The 23,238-nt window shown below is 62.5% G+C and carries 18 protein-coding genes; 7 read left to right on the forward strand and 11 right to left on the reverse strand.

The annotated features are described in order from the left end of the window. Positions 1-53 precede the first annotated feature (53 nt). The 5 genes from JL2886_RS16925 to JL2886_RS16945 all read right to left on the reverse strand — a co-directional run bounded on the left by JL2886_RS16925 (position 54) and on the right by JL2886_RS16945 (position 5,191). On the reverse strand, positions 54-704 hold the full coding sequence (locus JL2886_RS16925; protein ID WP_065273064.1) for a 2-hydroxychromene-2-carboxylate isomerase: 651 nt from the start codon (positions 702-704) through the stop codon (positions 54-56). A 13-nt stretch (positions 705-717) separates the two neighbouring features. After that, entirely contained in the window at positions 718-2,595 is a 1,878-nt protein-coding gene (gene cobT, locus JL2886_RS16930; RefSeq protein WP_065273065.1) for a cobaltochelatase subunit CobT, read from the reverse strand. Beyond that, the gene (locus tag JL2886_RS16935; RefSeq protein WP_065273066.1) at positions 2,592-3,293 is read right to left on the reverse strand and encodes an aspartate/glutamate racemase family protein; all 702 of its coding nucleotides are present in this window, start codon (positions 3,291-3,293) and stop codon (positions 2,592-2,594) included. The genes cobT and JL2886_RS16935 overlap by 4 nt, the downstream gene beginning before the upstream one ends. Before the next feature lie 19 nt (positions 3,294-3,312). Further along, positions 3,313-4,293, reverse strand: coding sequence for a cobaltochelatase subunit CobS (cobS, locus tag JL2886_RS16940; RefSeq protein WP_065273067.1), 981 nt, complete (start codon positions 4,291-4,293; stop codon positions 3,313-3,315). Between the two features lie 274 nt (positions 4,294-4,567). Continuing rightward, on the reverse strand, positions 4,568-5,191 hold the full coding sequence (locus tag JL2886_RS16945) for a J domain-containing protein (RefSeq protein ID WP_065273068.1): 624 nt from the start codon (positions 5,189-5,191) through the stop codon (positions 4,568-4,570). Positions 5,192-5,297: 106 nt separating this feature from the next. Here JL2886_RS16945 and JL2886_RS16950 point away from each other — a divergent pair, with 106 nt between their 5' ends. Then, positions 5,298-5,552 carry a BolA family protein gene (locus JL2886_RS16950; RefSeq protein ID WP_065273069.1) on the forward strand — a complete coding sequence of 85 codons (255 nt, stop codon included), beginning with the start codon at positions 5,298-5,300 and terminating at the stop codon, positions 5,550-5,552. Between the two features lie 36 nt (positions 5,553-5,588). On the opposite strand, the gene JL2886_RS16955 is transcribed toward JL2886_RS16950, so the two are convergent. The 3 genes from JL2886_RS16955 to gatB all read right to left on the reverse strand — a co-directional run bounded on the left by JL2886_RS16955 (position 5,589) and on the right by gatB (position 9,370). Continuing rightward, complete coding sequence (locus JL2886_RS16955) at positions 5,589-6,092, reverse strand: DUF4177 domain-containing protein (protein WP_065273070.1); 504 nt, start codon at positions 6,090-6,092, stop codon at positions 5,589-5,591. A 136-nt stretch (positions 6,093-6,228) separates the two neighbouring features. Continuing rightward, positions 6,229-7,467: a peptidase T gene (gene pepT / locus JL2886_RS16960; RefSeq protein ID WP_065273071.1), complete on the reverse strand. Its 1,239-nt coding sequence runs from the start codon at positions 7,465-7,467 to the stop codon at positions 6,229-6,231. 394 nt (positions 7,468-7,861) lie between these two features. Beyond that, a complete protein-coding gene (gene gatB / locus JL2886_RS16965; protein WP_065273072.1) occupies positions 7,862-9,370 on the reverse strand; it encodes an Asp-tRNA(Asn)/Glu-tRNA(Gln) amidotransferase subunit GatB in 1,509 nt (502 codons plus the stop codon). Positions 9,371-9,734: 364 nt separating this feature from the next. Here gatB and JL2886_RS16970 point away from each other — a divergent pair, with 364 nt between their 5' ends. Further along, positions 9,735-11,489 carry a calcium-binding protein gene (locus JL2886_RS16970; RefSeq protein WP_065273073.1) on the forward strand — a complete coding sequence of 585 codons (1,755 nt, stop codon included), beginning with the start codon at positions 9,735-9,737 and terminating at the stop codon, positions 11,487-11,489. Positions 11,490-11,616: 127 nt separating this feature from the next. Continuing rightward, positions 11,617-13,983 carry a Tex family protein gene (locus JL2886_RS16975; RefSeq protein ID WP_237028394.1) on the forward strand — a complete coding sequence of 789 codons (2,367 nt, stop codon included), beginning with the start codon at positions 11,617-11,619 and terminating at the stop codon, positions 13,981-13,983. A 90-nt stretch (positions 13,984-14,073) separates the two neighbouring features. Here JL2886_RS16975 and JL2886_RS16980 read toward each other — a convergent pair whose 3' ends face one another. From JL2886_RS16980 to pepN, 3 genes are all read right to left on the reverse strand, one after another. Further along, a complete protein-coding gene (locus tag JL2886_RS16980; protein WP_065273075.1) occupies positions 14,074-15,372 on the reverse strand; it encodes a hypothetical protein in 1,299 nt (432 codons plus the stop codon). A 160-nt stretch (positions 15,373-15,532) separates the two neighbouring features. Beyond that, positions 15,533-15,979, reverse strand: coding sequence for a hypothetical protein (locus tag JL2886_RS16985; RefSeq protein ID WP_065273076.1), 447 nt, complete (start codon positions 15,977-15,979; stop codon positions 15,533-15,535). A 16-nt stretch (positions 15,980-15,995) separates the two neighbouring features. Further along, complete coding sequence (gene pepN / locus JL2886_RS16990) at positions 15,996-18,560, reverse strand: aminopeptidase N (RefSeq protein WP_065273790.1); 2,565 nt, start codon at positions 18,558-18,560, stop codon at positions 15,996-15,998. A 184-nt stretch (positions 18,561-18,744) separates the two neighbouring features. Here pepN and JL2886_RS16995 point away from each other — a divergent pair, with 184 nt between their 5' ends. The 4 genes from JL2886_RS16995 to JL2886_RS17005 all read left to right on the forward strand — a co-directional run bounded on the left by JL2886_RS16995 (position 18,745) and on the right by JL2886_RS17005 (position 23,160). Continuing rightward, a complete protein-coding gene (locus tag JL2886_RS16995) occupies positions 18,745-20,253 on the forward strand; it encodes an FAD-binding domain-containing protein (RefSeq protein WP_065273077.1) in 1,509 nt (502 codons plus the stop codon). An 8-nt stretch (positions 20,254-20,261) separates the two neighbouring features. Continuing rightward, a complete protein-coding gene (locus JL2886_RS19295; RefSeq protein ID WP_335645282.1) occupies positions 20,262-20,417 on the forward strand; it encodes a DUF2256 domain-containing protein in 156 nt (51 codons plus the stop codon). A gap of 117 nt (positions 20,418-20,534) precedes the next feature. Further along, complete coding sequence (locus JL2886_RS17000; RefSeq protein WP_420480639.1) at positions 20,535-22,658, forward strand: malate synthase G; 2,124 nt, start codon at positions 20,535-20,537, stop codon at positions 22,656-22,658. Positions 22,659-22,734: 76 nt separating this feature from the next. Beyond that, a complete protein-coding gene (locus JL2886_RS17005; protein WP_065273079.1) occupies positions 22,735-23,160 on the forward strand; it encodes a GlcG/HbpS family heme-binding protein in 426 nt (141 codons plus the stop codon). Positions 23,161-23,238 lie beyond the last annotated feature (78 nt).

Here is a 23,238-nt window from a genome sequence, read left to right on the forward strand (position 1 = left end):
GTGTCAACCGCGCCAGAGAACAGCGAAGCGGGGCCGGGTGCAACCCGGGAAATTCAGGCCGCGCCGACAGGTGGGTTCTGAAAGGTGGTGTCGGGGAAGGGCTGGCGCAGGCCGAATTCCAGCAGTTCCAGATGGTCCTGTCCGTAATAGGGATCCCCATCCAGCACATAGGTCGGTGATCCGAACAGATGCATCCGCAGGGCTGCATCTGTATTTGCCTGTAGAACCGCCTGCACATCGGGCGCCATCGCACCTTCAAGCAGCGGTTCGGGGTTAAGCCCGGCGTTTCGTGCAGCCTGTGACAGCTGCTCGGGGTTCATCAGGTCGATGTCATCGCGCCAATGCGCCTCAAGCAACCCATGGGCAAGGGCATCGACGTCCTGCCCCAGACGTTCGGCCATGATCACCATGCCGCTGGAAAGGGTCAGGGCGTTGTCATGGTAGGTCGGGCGGTAGGTAATGATCGGAACGCTGCGATAGGCGGCCCAGCGTTCGATCTCGCGTCCGAAGAAGTAATCGACATGCGCCTGGTTGCGCCCGGCAAAGGGACGCCCGCCTGCCTGCTCCACCACCGGCGACAACAGAAAGGGACGATGGATCAGTTGGCAGTCATGGGCCGCGCAGATTTCTGCCAGCCGTCTGGAGCCAAGATAGGCATAGGCGGAATGGGTGGAGTAGAAATATTCGATCTTGCGCTGCGCCATGCCGGGGGCTCTCTTAACTGGCCTTCTTGATGCCCATGACACGGGCGCGGGCGCGCGGGTCGCTGTCAAACAGCGCCGCCAGCTGTTCGGTCATGGCACCGGCGAGTTGTTCGACATCCGTGATGGTCACCGCGCGGTCATAGTAGCGGGTGACGTCATGGCCGATGCCGATGGCCAGAAGCTCCACCTGCTTTTTCTTCTCCACCATGGCGATCACATCGCGCAGGTGTTTTTCCAGGAAGTTCGCCGGGTTCACCGAGAGGGTAGAATCATCTACCGGCGCGCCGTCGGAAATCACCATCAGGATCTTGCGCGCCTCGGGACGGCCGACCATCCGGCGGTGCGCCCATTCCAGTGCCTCACCGTCGATGTTCTCTTTCAACAGGCCCTCTTTCATCATCAGGCCAAGGTTCGGGTGCGCGCGGCGCCATGGTACATCGGCACCCTTGTAGATGATGTGGCGCAGATCGTTCAGACGACCAGGCTGCTGCGGGCGGCCTTCGTTCAGCCAGGCCTCGCGCGCCATGCCGCCCTTCCAGGCGCGGGTGGTAAAGCCGAGGATCTCGACCTTCACGTTGCAGCGCTCCAGTGTGCGCGCCAGCACGTCGGCGCAGATCGCCGCGATCGAGATCGGGCGCCCCCGCATCGAGCCGGAGTTGTCGAGAAGCAGCGTCACCACGGTGTCGCGGAACTCGGTATCCTTTTCGCGTTTGAACGACAGCGGGGTGGTCGGGTTGGCGACAACGCGCGCGAGACGTCCTGCGTCCAGAATGCCTTCCTCCAGGTCGAACTCCCAGGAGCGGTTCTGCTGCGCCTGAAGACGGCGCTGCAGCTTGTTGGCAAGGCGGGAAACGGCGCCCTTCAGCGGTTCCAGCTGCTGATCGAGATAGGCGCGCAGGCGCTCCAGCTCGGCTGGTTCGGCCAGATCTTCTGCGGCGATTTCCTCGTCGTGGGTGTCCAGGAACACCTTGTAGTCGGGATCCGCTTCTGAGGCAGGCGGCGGCGGGGGCGGGTCCAGCGGCGCCTCGCCATCGGGCATTTCGGTTTCTTCCGACAGCTCGTCCTCAGCCATCTCGTCCATCGAGACCTGGGCCTGGCTTTCGTCTTGCTGCTGCTCCTGCGCCTGTTCTGCATCCGCATCGGCCTGTTCGTCGTCGGAATCATCTTCGCCGGAGCTGTCGGGATCCTGCTGCTCTTCGGCGTCCTCTTCGGCCTGGTCTTCCTGATCCTCATCCGGCTGATCGGGGTCATCGCCCAGCTGGTCGCCATAGCCGAGATCGGTGATAATCTGGCGGGCAAAGCGGGCGAATTCCGCCTGATCGGCAATCTTCTCTTCGAGGTCGCCGAGCGTTTCACCGGCTTCGGCCTCGATATAACCGCGCCACAGCTCGGCCACGTTGGCGGCACCTTCGGGCAGCGGGCGGCCCGTGGCCATCTGCCGGACCAGATAGCCCGCAGCAGCAGCCAGCGGCGCCTCGGTCGAGGATTTCATCTGATCATAGCCGCGCCGGATCGCCTCGTTGCGGATCTTGACGTCGATGTTCGATGCGGTGCCCGGCATGTGGCGTGCGCCCATCGCCTCGCAGCGGGCGGTTTCCATCGCCTCGTACAGATCACGGGCCATCTCGCCTTGCGGTGCGTATTTCGCGTGGACGGCATCGTCGTGGAACTTGTGGCGCAAAGCGAGCGCATCCGCAGTGCCGCGGGCCAACAGCACTTCCTCGCGCGTCATCCGGCGGGAGACCTGCGGCAGGCGCATGGAATCGCCCGAAAGCCCGGCCGGGTCGACCGTGTAGCTGACCGACAGTTCGGAATCGTCGGCCATCACCTTGGTCGCTTCGGCCAGCGCCTTTTTGAACGGATCTGCCGGGTTGTCGGTCGGTTTGCTCATATTTTCGCTCTCACTTCATCGAGGTCGGCTTCATCGGCCGCCAGCCGCGCCAGCAGGTACACATGCACATCCAGCGCATCTACCACCCTATAGCCCGGATCCTGCCCGTCAAACGCCAGGTTGAGATCGGTGCCCGCCAGCACGATGGCATCGGCGCCCAGACCATCGACCATCCGCTGTCCTGCATCGAGGAACAGCGCCCGCTTTTGCGGCGTGCAGACTCCGGCGACGGCCATGTCCTGATAGCTTTGGCCCAGATCCTCGATCTCATCCTCCAGCGCCACGGCGCGGGTTTTCTTCAATTGCCCATAAAGGCCCGTCTTCATCACCACGCGGGTGCCCAGCAGACCGACGGTGTTCAGCCCCTGTGCCGCAAAATAATCGTCCAGCGGCGTGACGGCCGAGACCAGCGGCAGGGAAGACAGCGCCACCGTTTCGTCGAAACAGAAATGCCCACCCAAAGAGGTGATGGCAACGCAATCGGCCCCGGCGCCGCGCAGACGGTCGATCAGCCCGGCGTAGATTTCGGCCTGAGCCGCGCGGTTGTCCGACAGGTTGTTGCGGATCAGCTCCTGCACATCGGCATGGACGATGGTCAGCTCCAGCGGCAGGCCCCGTGCGGTCATCGCCGCCGTCAGCCGCTGGTAATAGACCACCGTGGCTGCAACGCCGATTCCACCGATCAGGCCGATATGCATGGGAGTGTCCTTACCGGGTTCAGGCGACGTTTGCCGCGCTTTCGGGCAGTTCCTCGTCAAAGCAACGCTGATAGAACTCGGCCACGGTCTGACGTTCCAGCTCGTCGCATTTGTTCAGGAACGACAGGCGGAAGGCATAGCCCACATCGCGGAAGATCTCGGCGTTCTGCGACCAGTTGATCACGGTCCGCGGCGACATCACGGTGGACAGGTCGCCGTTCATGAAGGCGGTCCGGGTCAGATCCGCAACGGTGACCATCTGGCTGACGATCTTGCGGCCCTTCTCGGTGTTGTAATGCGGTGCCTTGGACAGGACGATGGCGGTTTCGGCATCGTGGCTGAGGTAGTTCAGCGTGGAGACCAGCGACCAGCGGTCCATCTGGGCCTGGTTGATCTGCTGAGTACCGTGGTAAAGGCCCGTGGTATCGCCCAGACCGACGGTGTTCGCGGTGGCAAACAGGCGGAAGAAGGGGTTCGGGGTGATGATCTCGTTCTGGTCGAGCAGGGTCAGCTTGCCGTCATGCTCCAGAACCCGCTGGATCACGAACATCACGTCGGCACGGCCCGCATCGTATTCGTCGAATACGATGGCAACCGGATTGCGCAGCGCCCAGGGCAAGATGCCTTCGTGGAATTCGGTTACCTGCTTGCCGTCGCGCAGTTTGATCGCATCCTTACCGATCAGGTCGATCCGGGAGATGTGGCTGTCGAGATTGACGCGCACCGAGGGCCAGTTGAGGCGGGAAGCGACCTGTTCGATGTGGGTCGATTTACCCGTGCCGTGATAGCCTTGGATCATCACGCGGCGGTTGTGGCTAAAGCCCGCAAGGATGGCCAGCGTAGTGTCGGGGTCGAACTTGTAGGTCGGATCCAGCGCCGGCACCCGGTCAGAGCCTTCGGCAAAGCCCTTGACGGTCATGTCGGTGTCAATCCCGAACACATCACGGACCGAAATGGTCTCGGTCGGTTTCGCATTCATATCCAGCATGCCGTCGCTCATAGCAGTCGATCCTTATCTCTGTGCCCCGGCGGTCTGGGGGCGTAATTCGGGGGATTGGTGCCCGATCTGGCGGAGAAGGGCAAGCGAAAGGTATGTGAGCGGTACAATTGCGCGACGTCTCACCGCGGTGGATGCGTGTTTGGCGGGCTGTGGCAGAGGATATGAGCGTATACGGGGAGCGCTGAAAGGGGCTTAGAGCGAAGAATGTACGACGGCCAGATCCTGCACGAAAAAGGGCCCCGGTGGGGCCCTGATCACAAAATGCGCAGATCGGTTATTTGAAGCTGCGGCTCTCTTTCAGCTGGTCCCAGGCCCAGACAACCTCTTGCAGCTGTTCTTCCTGACTGCGGTCGCCGCCGTTCATATCCGGGTGCAGAACCTTGATCAGTTTCTTGTAGGCCTTGCGGATCTCAGCCTTGGACCAGTCGTCGCGGGCTTCCAGGATCTCAAGTGCGCGGCGCTCGGTGGCGGGCAGGCGGCGGCCGGATTTCGCGTTCTTGCCGGGGTTGCGGGTGGCATTGGCCCCCAGCACCTGATGCGGGTCCTCAATGCCCAGGCGCGCCCAGGCGCGGGCCTCGGGATCGCCCATCGGGCGGGTCTGACGTTCCCAGACCTTGTCTTTGGAGGCCTGTGCGTTCAATTCAGCCTCGGTCGTGCCCTGGAAGAAGTTCCATTTCTGGTTGTATTCCCGGATATGCTCCTGACAGAACCAGACGTATTCATCCAGCACATCGGGGGCTTTGGGGGCGCGGAACTTGCCGGCTTCCTCGCAGCCGTCCTTGGCGCAGGTTCGCACCGATGTTTCTGAGGCTCCGGATACGGCACGTCGCCCGCGTGGGTTTTTCTTTTTCGCGGAGCGGACGGACATATCGAAACCAAAGGGATCTGATTTGCTCATGGGGCGCACCTTCTAGACGGATCTGCTCGACTCGGAGCAAGCAGTTTAGTCTAAGGGGCAGAAGATAGAAGGGGGGAGGGGAAATTTTTATGAGAGTGAGCGGAAAATGAGCGTGAAGAGCGAAATGGAAATGCGCCTGCAAGAGGCGTTTCAGCCCAGCCATCTGGAGGTCGTCGACGACAGCGACAGCCATATCGGACATGCCGGTCATGACGGCGCGGGTGAAAGTCACTTTAATGTGAAAATCCGCGCTGCGGCCTTCGCCGGGATGAACCGGGTTCAGCAGCACCGCGCGGTCCACAGGGCATTGGGCGATATCGTGCCGCGTATTCACGCGCTGGCGCTGGATATCGGCAGTTAAGCACGGCTTATTGCGCCCCAGGCGGGCGCGGTATCCTCAGCGGGTTCCGGAGTTGTCTTCGGGATCGCCTGTCGGTTTTTCAGGCAGATCGCGCGTCGCTGACAGGCTGGCCCGGGTTTTGAGCGCGGTCGTCACGCCCGAAACCGGGCTGAGTTCTTCGACACCATCGTCGCCCTGCATCTGCGCTGCGCCGGGACCGGGGACTGGGGTTGCGCCTGTGGGGGCTTCGGGATCACCAGCCGTGGCCGTCAGCGGCGGGGCGGCCGCGGCTGTGTCCTCTGCCGGGGCCTGCTGCATGGGGGCAGGGGCCAGCGCACGGCGGAAGATCAGCACATTGCGCCAGTTGGTTGTCGATCCGGTCAGCCCGGAACGTTCGTCCGAGGGCAGCAGTTCTGCGCGCTGGTATTCCCAGCCTTCAGCGGCCATCTGGTTAAGGGTGATCTCGACCGAGTGGGCAAAGCGATCCTCGGGGGTTTTCACGCCCTTAGCCTTGGTGCCCTTATGCGGGGCGGGAACCACTTTGTATTCATAAGGCTGCATGCCGGACTCCTGACGACTAGCCCGAAGGTTTAGCGGATGCAGGCGAGGGGTCAAGCTGCGCCGCCGGAACGCGGCGCAGGCCGTGACATTCTCTCTACATCTGCGGCGGCGACAGGGCGCCGCGCGGTGGGGCCGGTTACTTCTTCGCAGCCAGCTGCGACAGAGTCAGGCAGACGTTCGTCGCCGCGGCCATATCCTGCACCGAAACCCATTCCAGCGGTCCGTGCACGCATTGCATGCCGCAGAAGATATTCGGCGTCGGCACGCCAAGCTCGGTCAGGCGCGATCCATCGGTGCCGCCGCGGATCGGGATGGAAATCGGCTTGATCCCATTCGCCTTGCAAGCCTCCAGCGCCAGATCCACCGGGGTCATGTCATCCTCCAGCCAGTAACGCATGTTGCGATACTGCGGGTAAATCTCGCAGGTGATCTCCGCGCGCGGCTCGCTTGCCTGCACGGCGTCGCAGACCTTGCGCAATAGATCGCCCTTGGCGGCCAGCCCGTCCCGCTCGAAATCGCGCAGGATCAGCTTGATCTCCATCTCGGAGGAACCACCGTTCATGTCGGTCACATGCAGGAAACCCTCGCGCTCATCGGTCGTTTCCGGCGTCATCGTGGCCTGGGGCAGGGTCTGGATGATCTTGGAGGCCAGATGCGCTGCGTTGACCATCTTCTCCTTGGCCCAGCCGGGGTGGATCGACACGCCCTTGATCGTCACCACGGCGCGGTCAGCCGAGAAGCTTTCATAAATGATCTCACCCACATCGCTGCCATCCAGCGTATAGGCGAAATCAACGCCCAGATCCTTGGGCAGTTGCGGATCGACGCCGCGGCCGATCTCTTCGTCCGGGGTAAAGGCGATGCGGATGGGGCCATGGGGGATGTCTGGATTGTCGATCAGGTGCTGCGCCAGCGTCATCACCACGGCAACGCCCGCCTTGTCATCGGCGCCGAGCAGGGTGGTGCCCGAGGCGGTGATCAGGTCATGCCCTTCCTTGCCCGCCAGATAGGGGTGGTCCTTGGGCGAGAGCACCAGATCGGGATTGTCGGGATATGTGATGTCGCCGCCATTATAACCCTTGATCACGCGTGGCTTGACCCCTGTGGCGTTGAACTGCGGCGCGGTGTCCACATGGGCGAGGAACCCCACGGTCGGCCCCTCTGCCGTGCCGGGCACGGTGGCGAGTACCGTGCCGTATTCGGTCAGCTCCACATCCTGCGCGCCGATCTCTTTCAACTCCTCGACCATCAGGTTCAGCATATCGAATTGGATCGCGGTGCTGGGGGAGGAGGGCGAGGTCTCATCGCTTTGACTGTCGATGGCGGCATAGCGCACCAAGCGGTCCTGAAGGGCCTGATCGAATTGGGTTTTCATGGGGTGCTCCGTTGAGAGGTGTTCGTTGGGCGGCAGGCTGGGCCAGAGCGCAGCAAGGGTCAAGGGCAGGCTTGTTACCTAAGGGGAGTGCGGGTGGCGCGAGTTGGGAGCGGCGGGAGACCTGGGGCGCGCCAATGTGATAGCCTGCAGTCCGCCATTGCAGGGAAATTGCAGGACCGCGTCAGAGTCCTGAACAGCCGCGGACCTAGGCCACTTGCTTGGCCAAAGGGGAAAGCAGTTGGAAAAAAAGCCTGTTGATGTCCGGCTATCAAACAAGAAGGGCAGTGCCCGACCGGGGGGCGGGCGGGGGCTGCCCGGTCTGGCGACCGGGCGTAAGGGTACAACGAAAAAGGCGCCCCGGATGGAGCGCCTTTCATAGTCGATGTACTTTGGCTTAGCCCAGTTTCTTGGCGACCAGCTCGTTCACCGCCTTGGGGTTGGCCTTGCCGCCGGTGGCCTTCATCACCTGACCAACGAACCAGCCCGCCAGTTTCGGGTTCACTTTGGCCTTTTCCACCTGCGCGGGGTTGGCGGCGATGATCTCGTCCAGGGCGGTCTCAATCGCACCTGTGTCGGTCACCTGCTTCATGCCGCGCTCTTCGACGATCTTCGCAGGGTCGCCACCTTCGGTGTAGACGATCTCGAACAGGTCCTTGGCGATCTTGCCGGAAATCGCATCCGAGGAAATCAGGTCAATGATTCCGCCCAGTTGCGCCGGGGAGACCGGGCTGTCGGTGATGTCGTGGTCTTCTTTTTTCAGGCGGCCGAACAGCTCGTTGATCACCCAGTTGGCGGCCAGCTTGCCGTTACGGCCCTTGGCGACCTCGTCGAAATAGGCGGCCGATTCCACGTCTGCGGTCAGAACCGAGGCGTCATAATCGGTGAGGCCGAAGTCCGCGATGAAACGCGCTTTCTTCTCGTCCGGGAGCTCGGGCAGGTTGGCGGCGATACCGTCTACCCAGTCCTGTTCGATCTCCAGCGGTAGCAGGTCGGGATCGGGGAAGTAGCGGTAATCATGCGCTTCTTCCTTGGAACGCATGGAGCGCGTCTCTCCCTTGTCCGGATCGTAAAGACGGGTTTCCTGCTCGACCTCTCCGCCAGCTTCGACGATGGCGATCTGACGGCGGGCTTCCACCTCGATTGCTTGCTGGATGAAGCGCATGGAGTTCATGTTCTTGATCTCGCAGCGGGTGCCGAGATGCGAGAAATCCTGGGTTTCCTGGTATTTCTCATAGGCGCCCGGCAGGCAGATCGACACGTTGACGTCGGCGCGCAGGTTGCCGTTCTGCATGTTGCCATCGCAGGTGCCGAGGTAACGCATGATCTGGCGCAGCTTGGTGATATAGGCGGCGGCTTCCTCGGGGCCACGGATGTCGGGGCGCGAGACGATCTCCATCAGGCAGACGCCGGTGCGGTTGAGGTCGACAAAAGACATGTTGGGGTCCATGTCGTGGATCGATTTACCCGCGTCCTGCTCCATGTGGATACGTTCGATGCGCACCATGCGCGCGGTGCCATCGCCCAGTTCCACCAGAACTTCGCCTTCGCCGACGATGGGGTGGTAGAGCTGCGAAATCTGATAGCCCTGCGGCAGGTCGGGGTAGAAGTAGTTCTTGCGGTCAAAGGCGGACCATAGGTTGATATCCGCCTTGAGGCCCAGCCCGGTGCGCACCGCCTGTTCGACGCAATATTCGTTGATCACCGGCAGCATGCCGGGCATCGCCGCATCCACGAAGGACACGTTGGAGTTCGGCTCGGCGCCGAATTGGGTCGAGGCACCGGAGAATAGCTTGGCATTGGAGCTGACCTGGGCATGCACCTCCATGCCGATGACCAGTTCCCAGTCATGCTTGGCGCCCGAGATCACCTTGGGCTTGGGGAGTTCATATGTCAGGTCGAGCATGGGTGCCGGCTCCTAATATCTGGTTTGCCCAGCGTTCTAGGGCTGCCGGGCGCGAGGAGCAAGAGGCAATGGCGGCAGCGCCCCTGTGGCCTGCAGTTTAGTTTAAAGTGTCGATTTATTGCGGCGACCCGGATCGGCCTAAGTCGCGCCGTCTGCATCAGGCTTCGGCTCTCCTGACTGTACAAGAAAACTGGGGTCTTTCGACGTCTGGGCGATGTCTCTGTCCAGAATAGCGGCTCAACGCAAGCGGGAGTGCTAACCCAGGTGGTCTCGATATAGTTGTTGATATGTATGCAAGTGCATCTTATGCGGGTTTTTGCCGACACATGGCAAAAACCATATACTTCAGAGGATACAAGCCGATATGGCGAATATTAAAACTGGAACAGACGCAGACGATATCCTTTTCGGAACCGCTTACGATGATGTGATCGATGGCGGTCTTGGCAACGACACCCTCTACGCGGGAAGTGGCTCTGACAGGCTGACTGGCGGTGCTGGTGCTAACCATTTTGCCTTCCGCTCCGGCGATGGGATGGACACCATCACCGATTTTGTCGACGGACAGGATACGCTGGAAATTCGCGGTGCGGCCTGGTCTGACGTCGCGATTGCCTCGGTCGAGGGCGGTACCCTTGTGACCTATGGCGAAGGTGACAGTGTCTTCCTGCAAAACGTCGATGCCGCCAATATCGACCAATCGGACTTTACCCTGGTGGACGCCGATAGCGCTGACGTGATCGAATACAACACGCTTTACGGGCCTCTGAACACCGTCGTGATCGGCGGTGCCGGGATCGACACGCTGAGGTTCGCTGGCCCCTACAGTGCCTCCATCGGTGCGAATGCGCAGCTGATCGACATCGAGCAGATCCAGCTGGGCGATGCAGAGACCCCAGGCCATTTGCGGCTTGAGTCCGGAGGCTCCTACAATTTCAGCGCAATTACATTCCTCGACAGCACCGGCGATATCTTTGTCGATGGCACGTTGGCGACCAAGGTCACCGGCAGTGCCCAGAACGACAGTATCATCAGCAGCTACGGTGACGACACGTTGGATGGCGGCCTTGGCGATGACTACATCTGGGGTGATGCTGGCGATGATCGCATCTTTGGACGCGATGGCGATGATCACCTGGTTGGCAGCTCTGGCGACGACCTTCTCTCCGGCAGCAATGGCAGTGACACTCTGGATGGTGGCGAGGGCCGCGATTCCCTGTACGGGGGCGGCGGCGATGATCTCATCCTGCACGAGACGGCGGACGGGCGCCTGGATGGCGTCGTGAGCGGTGGCTCCGGGATCGACACGCTGAAATTCACCGGCAGCGACAACAACCGCATCAGCGCGGAGGCAGAGCTGCGCGGTATCGAGCAGATCCAGCTGGGGGTTGCCGGGCAAGACGAAGGCCTGCGCCTGGAGGCCGGCGGCAGCTATGATTTCAGCGAGATGACATTCCTCTACAGCAACCGCTTCATCACCATCGACGGTATCGAGGCGAGCAACCTTATCGGCAGCGCCCAGGACGATATCATCTCCAGCAACTATGGCGCTGACACGCTGGATGGCGGACTTGGCAATGACTACATTTGGGCCGATGGCGGCAACGATGTTGTTTATGGCCGATCGGGGAGTGACGAACTTCTGGGCAACTTTGGCGAGGATGCGCTGTTTGGTGGCGCGGGTCATGACAGCCTTGACGGGGGTGTTGGACACGACACGCTGGATGGCGGGGCTGGCGATGACAATCTGCTTGGCGGGGATGGTAACGACGTTCTCACTGGTGGTGATGGCTTTGACTACCTGATTGGCGGTGACGGCGACGATGTGATCAGCGGCGGTGCCGACTTTGACTATTTGGCTGGCGGTACCGGAAATGACATCCTGAGCGGCGGCGTCGGGTTCGATGTCTTCGCCTTTGAGCAAGGCGGCAACGCCGACGTCATCACTGATTTCGAAGTGGGTGTCGACTTGCTGGAAATGCAGGTTGTGACCCAGGGGGACATCACCATCACCTCGGTGGTCGATGGCACGCTGGTTGGCTATGGCGCGGGCGATACGGTGCTGCTTGAAAATGTCAGTGCCTCTGAGCTCAGCTGGGATGACTTCATCTACTTCTGAGCGCCCTGACGGCTGAAAAATGGCGGATGCGCGCAGGTGCATTCGTCACCCCCTTGGCGGCTCCTGTCGCCAAGGCTAAGAAGGGTCTCCCCGCGCCATGACCGCGCCAAGGAAGAGGACCCCGCCCGTGGATACATCGCCCGAGATCAGCGCCCGCATCGCCCAGACCATCGCAACCGAAATTGGCGCTGCCGCCAAACAGGTCAGCGCCGCCGTGCAGTTGTTGGATGAGGGTGCGACGGTGCCCTTTGTCGCCCGCTACCGCAAAGAGGTGACTGGTGGGCTGGACGATACCCAGCTGCGGACCCTGGACGAGCGCCTGTCCTACCTGCGCGAACTCGAAGCGCGCCGGGGAACCATCCTCGAGTCGATCCGCAGTCAGGACAAGCTGACCGACGATCTGGCTGCCAAGATTGCCAAGGCCGAGACCAAGGCGCAGCTTGAAGATATCTATCTGCCCTACAAGCCCAAGCGTCGTACCAAGGCGATGATCGCGCGGGAAAACGGGCTGGAACCATTGGCCGAGGCGATCCTTGCCGACCGCAACCTTGAGCCCGAGGCGTTGGCCGAAAGCTATATCACCGAGGCGGTGGCGACGGTGAAGGATGCCCTGAACGGTGCGCGCGATATCCTGACCGAGCGCCTGACGGAAAACGCCGACCTTCTGGGTCGGCTCCGCGAGTTCTTGCAGCGCGACGCCTTGCTGACCGCACGGGTGGTCGAAGGCAAGGAGCAGGAAGGCGCCAAATTCTCTGATTACTTCGATCATCGCGAATGCTGGGCCGATGTACCCTCGCACCGGGCGCTGGCGATGCTGCGCGGCTCGAACGAAGGCGTGCTGACGCTGGATATCGGCCCCGACCCGGAAGAGGGCGTGGCAAAGGCCGAGGCCATGGTGGCCGCGGTTCTGGGGGCTGGCGGCGATGGGCCCGGCGACAAATGGCTGCGCAAGGTCGCAGGCTGGACCTGGAGGGTGAAACTGTCGCTGTCGATGATGCTGGAACTGATGGGCGATCTGCGCGCCCGGGCGCAGGAGGATGCGATCCAGGTCTTTGCCCGCAACCTCAAGGATCTCCTTTTTGCAGCGCCAGCCGGTGCGCGACCGACCCTCGGGCTGGACCCGGGCATTCGCACCGGCGTCAAGGCGGCAGTGGTTGATGCGACCGGGAAGTTGGTGGCCACAGAGACGCTGTATCCGTTTCAGCCCAAGAACGATCTGCGCGGGGCGCAGGTATCGATCCTGAAGCTGATCGCGGAGCACGGCGTCGAGCTGATCGCCATCGGCAATGGTACCGCCTCTCGCGAGACCGAGCGGATGGTGGCCGAGGTGCTGAAGAATCTGCCGGCCAAGATCAAGGCGCCGACCAAGGTGGTGGTCTCCGAAGCGGGCGCCTCAGTCTACTCGGCTTCTGAACTGGCGGCGCGGGAATTTCCCGATCTCGATGTTTCCTTGCGCGGCGCGGTTTCCATTGCCCGCCGTCTGCAGGACCCGTTGGCCGAATTGGTGAAGATCGAGCCCAAGAGCATCGGCGTTGGCCAGTACCAGCACGATGTCGATCAGCACAAACTGTCGAAATCACTGGAGGCGGTGATCGAGGATGTGGTGAACGCCGTCGGCGTCGACCTCAACATGGCTTCGGCGCCGCTTCTGGCGCATGTCTCGGGGCTTGGCCCCGGGCTGGCCGAGGCGATCGTGGCGCATCGGGATGCCGCCGGGGCGTTCCAGTCCCGCAAGGAGCTGTTGAAAGTTTCGCGGCTTGGTCCCAAGGCGTTTGAGCAATGCGCGGGCTTCCTGCGTATCCGCGACGGCAAGGAGCCGCTGGATGCGTCCTCTGTGCACCCGGAGGCCTATGGCGTGGCGCGCAAGATCGTGGCGGCCTGCGGGCGGGATATCCGCCAGATCATGGGGGATAACACGGCTCTTCGCGGCATCCGCGCCGAAGACTTCGTCGACGACAGCTTCGGCCTGCCCACGGTCCGCGACATCCTGAGCGAGCTGGAAAAACCCGGCCGCGATCCGCGTCCCAGCTTTGTCACCGCTTCCTTTACCGACGGGGTCGAAGAGATCACCGATCTGAAACCGGGCATGGTGCTGGAAGGCACGGTGACCAATGTAGCAGCCTTTGGCGCCTTCGTGGATATCGGCGTGCATCAGGACGGCCTGGTGCATGTCAGCCAGCTGGCTGACCGGTTCGTGAAGGACCCGCATGAGGTGGTGAAAGCCGGGCAGGTGGTGAAGGTCACCGTGACCGAGGTGGACGTGCCGCGTAAACGGATCGCCCTGACGATGAAAAAGGACGGCGGCGCGTCGGCCCGGGAAAACCGCAAGGAACGCAGCGCCGGTCCGGGGCAGGGGCCGGGCAACCGTCGCGGTGGCAAACCGCCTGCGCGGGGGAAGATGACGGCAGGCCCCAAGGGGAAACCGGCGCAGGAGAAAGGTGGCGCCACCGGCGCGCTGGGCGCAGCACTGATGGATGCCTTCAAGAAAACCTGAACGCCGGGTGAAGCCGCAACGCAAAAGGCCGGGCATGTCCCGGCCTTTTCTGTGTCTGTTGACAGTGCTGCGTTGCCCGAGGGCGCGCGCCTAGCCGGTGGTCACATGCAGCCCGTCCGGTGTGATGGCGATCTTCTGGCCATGGGCGATCTCATCCCGGAAAATCTGCGCGATAAAGCTCATAGCCTGTGCCTGCCCGCGGGCCGAGAAGCGGCGCAGCGAGGTAACTCGGGCGCTGTTGTCAAACCCGTTCGCCGCATGGGCCCAGATCAGCGGATGCACCTCGCGCAGGTGGTCGCGGATCAGCCAGCTGGCGGCGCTTGCGATTTCCTGCCGGGGCGTCTGCGGCGTCGTGCCATCCATCTGCGCGCCGCCCAGTGCCACCGCGCAATAGGCGCTGAGAAGGTTCGCCATATCCTGCGAGGGATGGGCGGCCAGGATGTCCTTCAGCCCGTCGATGAAAAACTGCGGATCGACCAGGGCCCCGGCTGCCGAGTCGGTAGCAAGGGCGTCGAAATAGACCCAAGTGTAGCCACCGGAGCCCCAGATATCCTGCGTGCGCGAAGCGGTGCGGCGGGCCTCCAGCTCCAGCGCCGGATAGGAACCGGAGCAGCGTGGCAGCATCTGAAGCCCAAGGGCGCGCATGGGGCGGTGGTTCTGCGGTGCCAGATCGATCAGCCGGGCATAGGCATCGGCCACATGCAGCGTTTCGGCGCGGCGGGCGGCAAAGAGCGCGCAGTCCGCCGCTGCAAGGAAGGCGCTGCCGGGCAGACCGGGCGCGATGCCCGATAGCAGCGTGGCAGCGCGTTCAAAATGGGCGGCGCAGCGCCGCAGGTGTACCTTGGAGACGGTTTCCTCAAGCCCCGGACCTCGCCAAACCCAGCCGATATCGATATGGGCCAGCGCGATCAGCGCGGTCAGATAGGGGTCTTTGCGGTGATCCTTGCGGATGGCCTCTAGTGCCATCACCCCGTCGATAAGCTGCCGTTGATCGCGGGGCTGCCCATCGTTCAGGGCATGCTCCACCGCGTTGACCACATCGGCGCGTGCGCCATAGGCCAGAAGCTCGGCCTCGGGCATGCCGCCGGGAGTGGTGAATCGTGCCTGATCGGCCTCTGCGATCCGGTCCGAGAGCTCCTGCCAGCGCTCTTGCCGGGCAAGGAACTGCCCCTCCTTCTGCAAGGCACAGCAGGCGGTATCCTCGTCGCTCTCAGTGCAGATCGAGATCGACAGGCTATCCTCCGGACGCGCATAGTGAGCCGCTGGCTCAGCGCGCACTGAGGCCGGTGCCGCAACGGCGGTCGAGGCGTCGCGTCGTTTCAGCCGGTCAGGCAGGGAAACGGGGAGGCGGGACAGGATATCCGAAAGTTGAAAGGGGGGTCTTGGCATTCTCGTTTCCGGCGAATTGGTACTGCTTCGTCCCCCGCAAACTGATGGCGCATTGCGGCGCAAAAATGGCAGCTCTGGGGAACTGGAGGTGCCGATCCGGAAAAACGGGAGAGGTCCTTTCGAAAAGGTATAATGAACAGGGTAAACCTGTAAAATAATACTAAAAAAGTGAGAAATGATGCCGCTCATGGGCGATGCCGCGCTGATCCAGCGCGTGGGTCAGTTCGGCCACAGGCGGCACGACGGGCTGCGGCAGTCGCAGCTTGTTGCCCGTTGTCAGGATCAGAGTTGCGCGGATCGAAAGATCCAGCCGGGTATCAAGCCGCAGCTGCGCGATGCGTGACAGCGGCAGGTCCGTACGCTCGCCGCCTGTGAACCAGACGATCTGCTCCGCCGTCACATCAAGGCCGGAGCCCGGGTTCTTTACCAGATCGAACAGGCCGGGAATGACCGGCAGGAACAACAGCGCAATCAGCCATGGCGTTGCCTGCGCATAGAAATACAGCCCGGCCAGCGCCGCAAGCCAGGCCGCGAGCGCCAGAACCAGTGCGGGAGACCGCCCCTGCCGACGGAAGTGATAGTCTTCCACAGGGGCGGTTTTCGGCATGGGAGGAGTGTTCTCCTTAGGCATCCAGGATCCGGGTCACCATTTCGGTGGTGTCACGGCTCAGCCCCTCGGTGCCCGCGATCCGCTCCAGCTCCGTCCGGATCAGCGCCTGACGGTCTGCGTCGTAGCGTTTCCAGGTCTGGAAGGCGGCGCACATGCGGGCGGTGGTCTGCGGGTTCAGCTTATCAAGGGCGATCAGGTTCTCGGCCAGCAACCGATAACCCGCGCCCGAGGCATGGTGGAACCCGGCGTGATGGCCTGCCAGTGCCCCCATCACCGCGCGGAACCGGTTGGGGTTCTTCAGGGTGAACAATTCATGCTGGGTGAGATCGCGCGCAACGGACGCAGCGGTTTCCGGCGCTGCAGAGGCGATCTGCAAGGCAAACCATTTGTCCATCACCAGCCGGTCGCCTTTCCATTGCTCAAAGAAGGCCTGCGATTGCGCATCACCTTTTTCAGCCTTCAGCAGGCAGGTGAGGGCTGCGTATTGCTGGGTCATGTTGTCGGCGTCTTCATACTGGCGCGCCGCTTGCTGACCGCCGTCAAGCCGGGTCAGAAGCGACAGGATGCGCCCGTTGAGATCACGCTTGCCGCTGCTTATCGCATCCGGGGAATAGGCGCCTGAAACGGTGGTGTCCGCATAAAGCCTGGGCAGGCTGTCGGCGAGCTGCTGTGCCAACGTCTGAGCAAAGGTTTCCGCCGCATCAAAGATCTTTTGCGGATCCGGCACATGGCCGCGCTCAAACAGGGTCTGGGCGATGTCGGACTGGCTGGGTGGCGACAGTACCAGCGCGCGAAATGCCGGATCCTGGCTGTCGTCGCGCAGCAGTTTCTGTAGCGCATCCAGGTAATCGGCATCCGGCGCGGCGCCTTCGAGCACCATGGCAACCCGCGCTTCGCGGGCAAGCGCATTGCCGGCCTCCCAGCGGTTGAAGGGATCGGTGTCATGGGCCAGCAAAAAGGCGCGTTCGGCGTTGGATGTCTCGCGTTCCAGGATCACCGGCGCAGAGAATTCGCGCAGGATCGAAGGAACCGGCTTTGCGGCCAACCCGTCGAAGGTAAAGCTTTGCTTTGCCTCGGTCATTTCCAGCACCCGTGTGGCGCAGACTTCATCGCCGTTCGGACCGAGCAGGCCGACCGCGATGGGGATCACACGGGGATCCTTGTCCGGCTGACCTGGGGTGGGGGGCGTGCTTTGCTCAAAGGTCAGCGTGTAGGTGCCATCGGCATAGTCTTCCGACACTTTCAGATGCGGCGTGCCTGCCTGGCTGTACCAGCGTTTGAATTGCGACAGATCGCGTCCGGTGGCGTCCTCAAAAACTTTCAGCCAGTCTTCGATGGTGCAGGCCTGCCCGTCGTGGCGGTCGAAATACAGCGTCACCGCCTTGGCGTAATCTTCATCGCCCACCAGACGTTTCAGCATGCCGATCACCTCGGCGCCTTTTTCGTAGATGGTGGCGGTGTAGAAGTTGTTGATTTCCTGGAACTGTTCGGGGCGCACCGGGTGGGCGAGAGGACCGCCGTCCTCGGGGAACTGGCGGGCGCGCAGGTCGATCACGTCCGAAATCCGCTTGACCGGAGCGGAGCGCATATCGGCGGTGAACTGGGCGTCGCGGAAGACGGTCAGACCTTCTTTCAGGCAGAGCTGGAACCAGTCGCGGCAGGTGATGCGGTTGCCGGTCCAGTTGTGGAAATACTCATGCGCGATGATCGCCTCGATGCGTTCGAAATTGGCATCGGTCGAGGTCTCGGGCGAGGCCAGCACACAGGAGGAGTTGAAGATATTGAGGCCCTTGTTCTCCATCGCACCCATGTTGAAGTCATCCACGGCCACGATGTTGAAGATATCTAGGTCATATTCGCGGCCATAGGCATCCTCGTCCCATTTCATGGACTTCTTCAGCGCCTCCATGCCAAAGGCGCATTTGCCCTCGTCCCCCGGGCGCACCCAGATGTTGAGTTCGACCTCCTTGCCGGACATGGTGGTGAAACTGTCGGGATGGTTGACCAGATCGCCGGCCACCAGAGCAAAGAGATAGGCAGGTTTGGGCCAGGGGTCGTGCCATTCGGCCCAGCCCGCACCGCTGGCGGTCGGGTTGCCGTTGGAAAGTTTTACCGGCTCATCCCCTTCGATGCGGACCTTGAAGGTGGACATCACATCCGGGCGGTCGGGGTAATAGGTAATCTTGCGAAATCCCTCGGCCTCGCACTGGGTGCAATACATGCCGTTCGACATATAAAGCCCTTCGAGCGCGGTGTTCCCCTGTGGGTCGATCTCGACCTCCGCCTCCCAGACAAAGGGCTGGTCTGGCACATTGCAGGTCAGACCGCCCTCGGTAAGTGTGGGGGTCACGGGGGCGCCATCCACTGCTGCGCTGATCAGGCTCAGCTGTTCGCCGTGCAGGAAGAATTCGGGGTTTGCCGCGCCGGGCTTCGGGGCAAAGTGGATCCGGCTCTGAACCCGTGTTGCCCCGGGCGCCAGCCTGAAGGTCAGCTCGACGCTCTGCACCTCGAACCCGAAGGGCGTGTAGTCCTTCAGATAGAATGTCTCGGGCGCGGTTTCGGGTGCGGCATCTTTCATGGCGGGCTCCTGTGGATCTGTGGCGCGGCGCGTTTCCTGCCCGGATTGTTTTGAACCGGCAGGCAGGGGCGCGCGTATCTTGAGCATAGTGGTATGCAATGCAGCCCGGAGCAGCAAGCGCAGAGCGCGCAAATCGCGCCCGGCCCTTGGCGCGGGGCAGCAGACAAGGAGGCGCCGCCCGGCAATGACGACAATCCTGTGGTTCAAGCGCGACCTGCGCATCGAGGATCATCCGGCGCTGGCACATGCGGTCACCTTGGGCGGGCCGGTCCTGTGCCTATATGTTGTCGAACCGGAATTGTGGCGGCAGCAGGATGCCTCTGCCCGACAGTATGATTTCCTGCGACAAAGCCTGCCCGGCCTGCGTGAGGCGCTGCGCCGCCGGGGCGCGGATCTGGTTCTTCGTGTCGGAGATGCAGTTGAGGTGCTGGAAGGGCTGGCGGGGCAGTACGCTGTCGACCATCTGGTCAGCCATGAGGAAACCGGAAACGGTTGGACCTATTCGCGTGATAAGCGTGTCGCGGGGTGGGCGCGGGCGCGCGGCATCCGCTGGACCGAGTTGCGGCAATGCGGAGTGGTGCGCGGTCTGACGGCGCGGGAAGGCTGGCAGCGGGCGCGGAACGGTTTCATGGGGCAGGCACCGGTCATTGCGCCCGATCACGTCGAGGGGATACGCTGCGACAGCGATCCGATGCCTGCGGCCGCAGACCTTGGGCTGATGCCTGACGGGATTGTCGATGCGCAGCCGGGCGGACGCCGGGCGGGGTTGCGCTGCCTTGACAGTTTTTTGGACCATCGCGGCCAGCACTATCGCCGCGCCATGTCATCGCCTCTGGAGGGGGCGACGGCCTGTTCCCGCCTGTCGCCGCATTTCGCCTTTGGCACGCTCTCCGTGCGCGAGGTGGTGCAGGCCACGAAAGCCCGGCAAGAGGTGGGGCGCAAGGCCGGTTGGTCCGGGTCGTTGAAATCCTTTCAGGCGCGTCTGGCCTGGCGCGATCACTTCATGCAGAAGCTGGAGGACCAGCCTGATATCGAACACCGCTGCCTGCATCCGGCGTTTGAAGGGCTCAGGCCCATGGAGCCGGATGCCGCTCGATTGGCGGCCTGGCAGAGGGGCGAAACCGGGCTGCCCTTTGTTGATGCCTGCATGCGCAGCCTGACCGCCACCGGATGGCTCAATTTCCGTATGCGGGCGATGGTGATGTCGGTAGCCTCTTACCATCTGTGGCTCGATTGGCGGGCAACCGGCCGACATCTGGCGCGCATGTTCACCGATTACGAGCCGGGCATCCATTGGAGCCAGGTGCAGATGCAATCGGGGACCACTGGGATGAACACCCTGCGGATCTACAACCCGGTGAAACAGGGGCTGGATCAGGACCCCACAGGCGCCTTTACCCGGGCATGGTTGCCGGAACTGGCCGAGGTGCCGGACCGGTTCCTGCAGGAGCCGTGGAAGTGGCAGGGTGCTGGGCGGCTGCTGGGGCAGGCATATCCGGCGCCTATCGTCGATGTGCAGATGGCGGCACGGGCGGCGCGCGAGGCGGTCTGGGCTGTGCGGCAGCAGGACGGATTTCGCCCCGTCGCCCGCCGTATCGTGAAGAAACACGCCAGCCGCAAATCCCCGCGCGCCCGGGGCAGGCAGGTAAAGCAGCCTGCGAAGGGCGCTGATCAGCTGAGTTTTGATTTCTGATGGCACGTATGAGGAAGAAAGAAGATCTGCCGACGAAGACCTGCCCGGTTTGCGCGCGCCCCTTTGCCTGGCGGCGCAAATGGGCGCGGGACTGGGAGCAGGTCATCTACTGCTCGGCCCGCTGCCGCAGCATGGCAAAGTGCGCATCTGCAAAGAAGATTTGAAACAGCTGCGCCTAAATTGGTAAAAAAGGTTTACCACCCTTGTTGCCGATAGGAAACTTTTCCTGTATCGGGGAAACTGACCAACGTTTACCTGCGAGGAGAGAGCCGATGGCAGACATGAAAGACATTCACGGGATGCAGGTCGCATCCGAGCTGGCTGACTTTATCGAAGCCAAGGCTTTGCCGGGCACTGGCGTCAGCGCCGATGCTTTCTGGGCGGGGCTGTCCGGCCTTGTGAATGGCATGGGCGATGAAAACCGCGCGCTGCTGGCCAAACGCGAAGACATCCAGGGCCGCATCGACGCCTGGCACGTGGAGCGTCGCGGCCAACCGCATGACGCCGAGGCCTATACCGCCTTCCTGCGCGAGCTGGGCTACCTGGTGCCCGAAGGCGATGATTTCGAAATCGAGACCGAGAACGTCGACCCCGAGATCGCCCATACCCCGGGCCCGCAGTTGGTGGTGCCGATCACCAATGCGCGCTTTGCGCTCAATGCGGCGAACGCCCGCTGGGGTTCGCTTTACGATGCGCTTTACGGCACCGATGCCATGGGCGATCTGCCTGCGGCGGGCGGTTATGATGCGGCGCGCGGCGACCGGGTGATTGCCTGGGGGCGGGCGTTTCTGGATGAAACCTTCCCGCTGGCCGCTGGCTCCTGGTCCGATATCGACGCCCTGTCGGTCGCGGATGGTGCGCTGGTTCCGGCGCTGAAGGATGCGGCGCAATTCGCGGGCCACGCCGGCGAGGCTTCGGCCCCGTCGCGGATTTTCCTGAAAAACAACGGGTTGCACGCGATTATCGAGATCGACGCCACCGGCAATATCGGCAAGGGCGATAGCGCAGGTATCAACGACATCACCCTGGAATCGGCGCTTTCCACCATTATGGACTGTGAAGATTCCGTCGCCTGCGTCGATGCAGCGGACAAGGTTCAGGCTTATTCCAACTGGCTGGGCCTGATGAAGCGCGATCTGGCCGAAGAGGTCAGCAAGGGAGGTAAATCCTTCACCCGCGTACTCAACGATGACATCTCCTACACCACGCCCGCGGGCGAGGCGGCTGTGCTGAAAGGCCGTTCGCTGCTGCTGATCCGCAACGTGGGCCACCTGATGACCAACCCGGCGGTTCTGGACAGCGCAGGCCGCGAAGCGGGCGAGGGCTTTCTGGACGCCATGATCACCGTGCTGATCGCCATGCATGACCTGAAGTCCGAAGGCGGTAACTCGCTGCACGGCTCGGTCTACGTGGTCAAGCCGAAGATGCACGGGCCGGAAGAGGTCGCCTTTGCGGTGAAGATCTTCGACCATGTCGAGGACGCGCTGGGCCTGCCGCGCAACACCGTCAAGATCGGCATCATGGACGAGGAACGCCGCACCTCTGTGAACCTGAAGGAATGCATCCGCGCCGCCAAATCCCGCGTCGCCTTTATCAATACAGGCTTCCTTGACCGGACCGGCGACGAGATCCACACCTCGATGGAAGCAGGCGCCATGCTGCGCAAGGGTGAGATGAAATCGACCCCTTGGATCGCGTCCTATGAGGATCGCAACGTCGATATCGGTCTGGCCTGTGGTCTGAAGGGCCGCGCGCAGATCGGCAAAGGCATGTGGGCTATGCCCGACCGCATGGGTGAAATGCTGGAGGCCAAGATTGGCCATCCGCAATCAGGCGCCACCTGTGCCTGGGTCCCGTCTCCCACTGCTGCGACCCTGCACGCCACGCACTATCACAAGGTTGATGTGCTGGCGCGTCAGGACGAACTAAAGGCAGGCGGTGCCCGTGGCAGCCTCGCGGACCTGCTGACCATCCCGGTGATGGAAAGGCAGAACCTGTCGGATGATGAGATCGCCAAGGAAATCGAGAACAACGCTCAGGGCATCCTTGGCTATGTGGTGCGCTGGGTCGATCAGGGCGTCGGCTGCTCCAAGGTGCCGGACATCAACAACGTTGGCCTGATGGAAGACCGCGCGACCTGCCGGATTTCCTCGCAGGCGCTGGCCAACTGGCTGCACCACGGCATCGTGGACGAGGCGCAGGTGATGGCAGCGATGCAGAAAATGGCTGCTGTGGTGGATGGGCAGAACAAGGGTGATCCGGCCTATCGTCCGATGGCGCCTGGATTTGACGGCATCGCCTTCCAGGCGGCCTGCGATCTGGTCTTCAAGGGCCGCATCCAGCCCTCTGGCTATACCGAGCCGGTGCTGCACGCACGTCGGCTTGAACTGAAGGCGGCTGGCTGACCCACACGGATTGATCGGACCGGGGCCTGTCCCCGGTCCTTTTCTTTGAAACTCACTCATCAGAAGGAAACCGCAGATGACGATTTCACTCAGACGCGCACGTACCATCATCCGCAAGGCGCTGGAAAAGGGCCGCGAGCTGAACCTCAAACCGCTGTCGGTGGTGGTGCTGGATGCGGGCGGGCACGTCCAAGCCTTTGAACGCGAAGACGGTGCCGCACCGGGTCGCTTTGCCATCGCCCACGGCAAGGCCTATGGCGCCGTCATGCTGGGCATGTCTGGTTCGGCGCAGATGGCCCGGGCTGAACAGCAGGCCTATTTCATGGCGGCGGTGAACGGTGTTTACGGCGGTCAGGTCGTGCCTGTTCCCGGCGGCGTTCTGCTGCGCGACAAGAAGGGCGCCGTGCTGGGCGCCGTGGGCGTCACCGGCGATACCTCGGACAACGATGCCGCAGCGGCGCTGGCTGGGATCGAGGCCGTGGGGCTGGTCGGCGAGGCCTGATCTCCCGCCTTTGTGCAATGGCGAACAATGAACCGGCCTGTCCCCGTTCCGGGGTGCGGGCCGTTTCGTTTTGACGCG

Origin of the sequence: Phaeobacter gallaeciensis, assembly GCF_001678945.1 — a bacterium.
Taxonomy (GTDB): Bacteria; Pseudomonadota; Alphaproteobacteria; order Rhodobacterales; family Rhodobacteraceae; genus Phycobacter; species Phycobacter gallaeciensis_A.

Coding starts and splice junctions, on each gene's coding strand:
- JL2886_RS16925 (WP_065273064.1), bottom strand. CDS start 704: ATGGCGCAGCGCAAGATCGAATATTTCTACTCCACCCATTCCGCCTAT.
- cobT (WP_065273065.1), bottom strand. CDS start 2,595: ATGAGCAAACCGACCGACAACCCGGCAGATCCGTTCAAAAAGGCGCTG.
- JL2886_RS16935 (WP_065273066.1), bottom strand. CDS start 3,293: ATGCATATCGGCCTGATCGGTGGAATCGGCGTTGCAGCCACGGTGGTC.
- cobS (WP_065273067.1), bottom strand. CDS start 4,293: ATGAGCGACGGCATGCTGGATATGAATGCGAAACCGACCGAGACCATT.
- JL2886_RS16945 (WP_065273068.1), bottom strand. CDS start 5,191: ATGAGCAAATCAGATCCCTTTGGTTTCGATATGTCCGTCCGCTCCGCG.
- JL2886_RS16950 (WP_065273069.1), top strand. CDS start 5,298: ATGAGCGTGAAGAGCGAAATGGAAATGCGCCTGCAAGAGGCGTTTCAG.
- JL2886_RS16955 (WP_065273070.1), bottom strand. CDS start 6,092: ATGCAGCCTTATGAATACAAAGTGGTTCCCGCCCCGCATAAGGGCACC.
- pepT (WP_065273071.1), bottom strand. CDS start 7,467: ATGAAAACCCAATTCGATCAGGCCCTTCAGGACCGCTTGGTGCGCTAT.
- gatB (WP_065273072.1), bottom strand. CDS start 9,370: ATGCTCGACCTGACATATGAACTCCCCAAGCCCAAGGTGATCTCGGGC.
- JL2886_RS16970 (WP_065273073.1), top strand. CDS start 9,735: ATGGCGAATATTAAAACTGGAACAGACGCAGACGATATCCTTTTCGGA.
- JL2886_RS16980 (WP_065273075.1), bottom strand. CDS start 15,372: ATGCCAAGACCCCCCTTTCAACTTTCGGATATCCTGTCCCGCCTCCCC.
- JL2886_RS16985 (WP_065273076.1), bottom strand. CDS start 15,979: ATGCCGAAAACCGCCCCTGTGGAAGACTATCACTTCCGTCGGCAGGGG.
- pepN (WP_065273790.1), bottom strand. CDS start 18,560: ATGAAAGATGCCGCACCCGAAACCGCGCCCGAGACATTCTATCTGAAG.
- JL2886_RS16995 (WP_065273077.1), top strand. CDS start 18,745: ATGACGACAATCCTGTGGTTCAAGCGCGACCTGCGCATCGAGGATCAT.
- JL2886_RS19295 (WP_335645282.1), top strand. CDS start 20,262: ATGAGGAAGAAAGAAGATCTGCCGACGAAGACCTGCCCGGTTTGCGCG.
- JL2886_RS17000 (WP_420480639.1), top strand. CDS start 20,535: ATGAAAGACATTCACGGGATGCAGGTCGCATCCGAGCTGGCTGACTTT.
- JL2886_RS17005 (WP_065273079.1), top strand. CDS start 22,735: ATGACGATTTCACTCAGACGCGCACGTACCATCATCCGCAAGGCGCTG.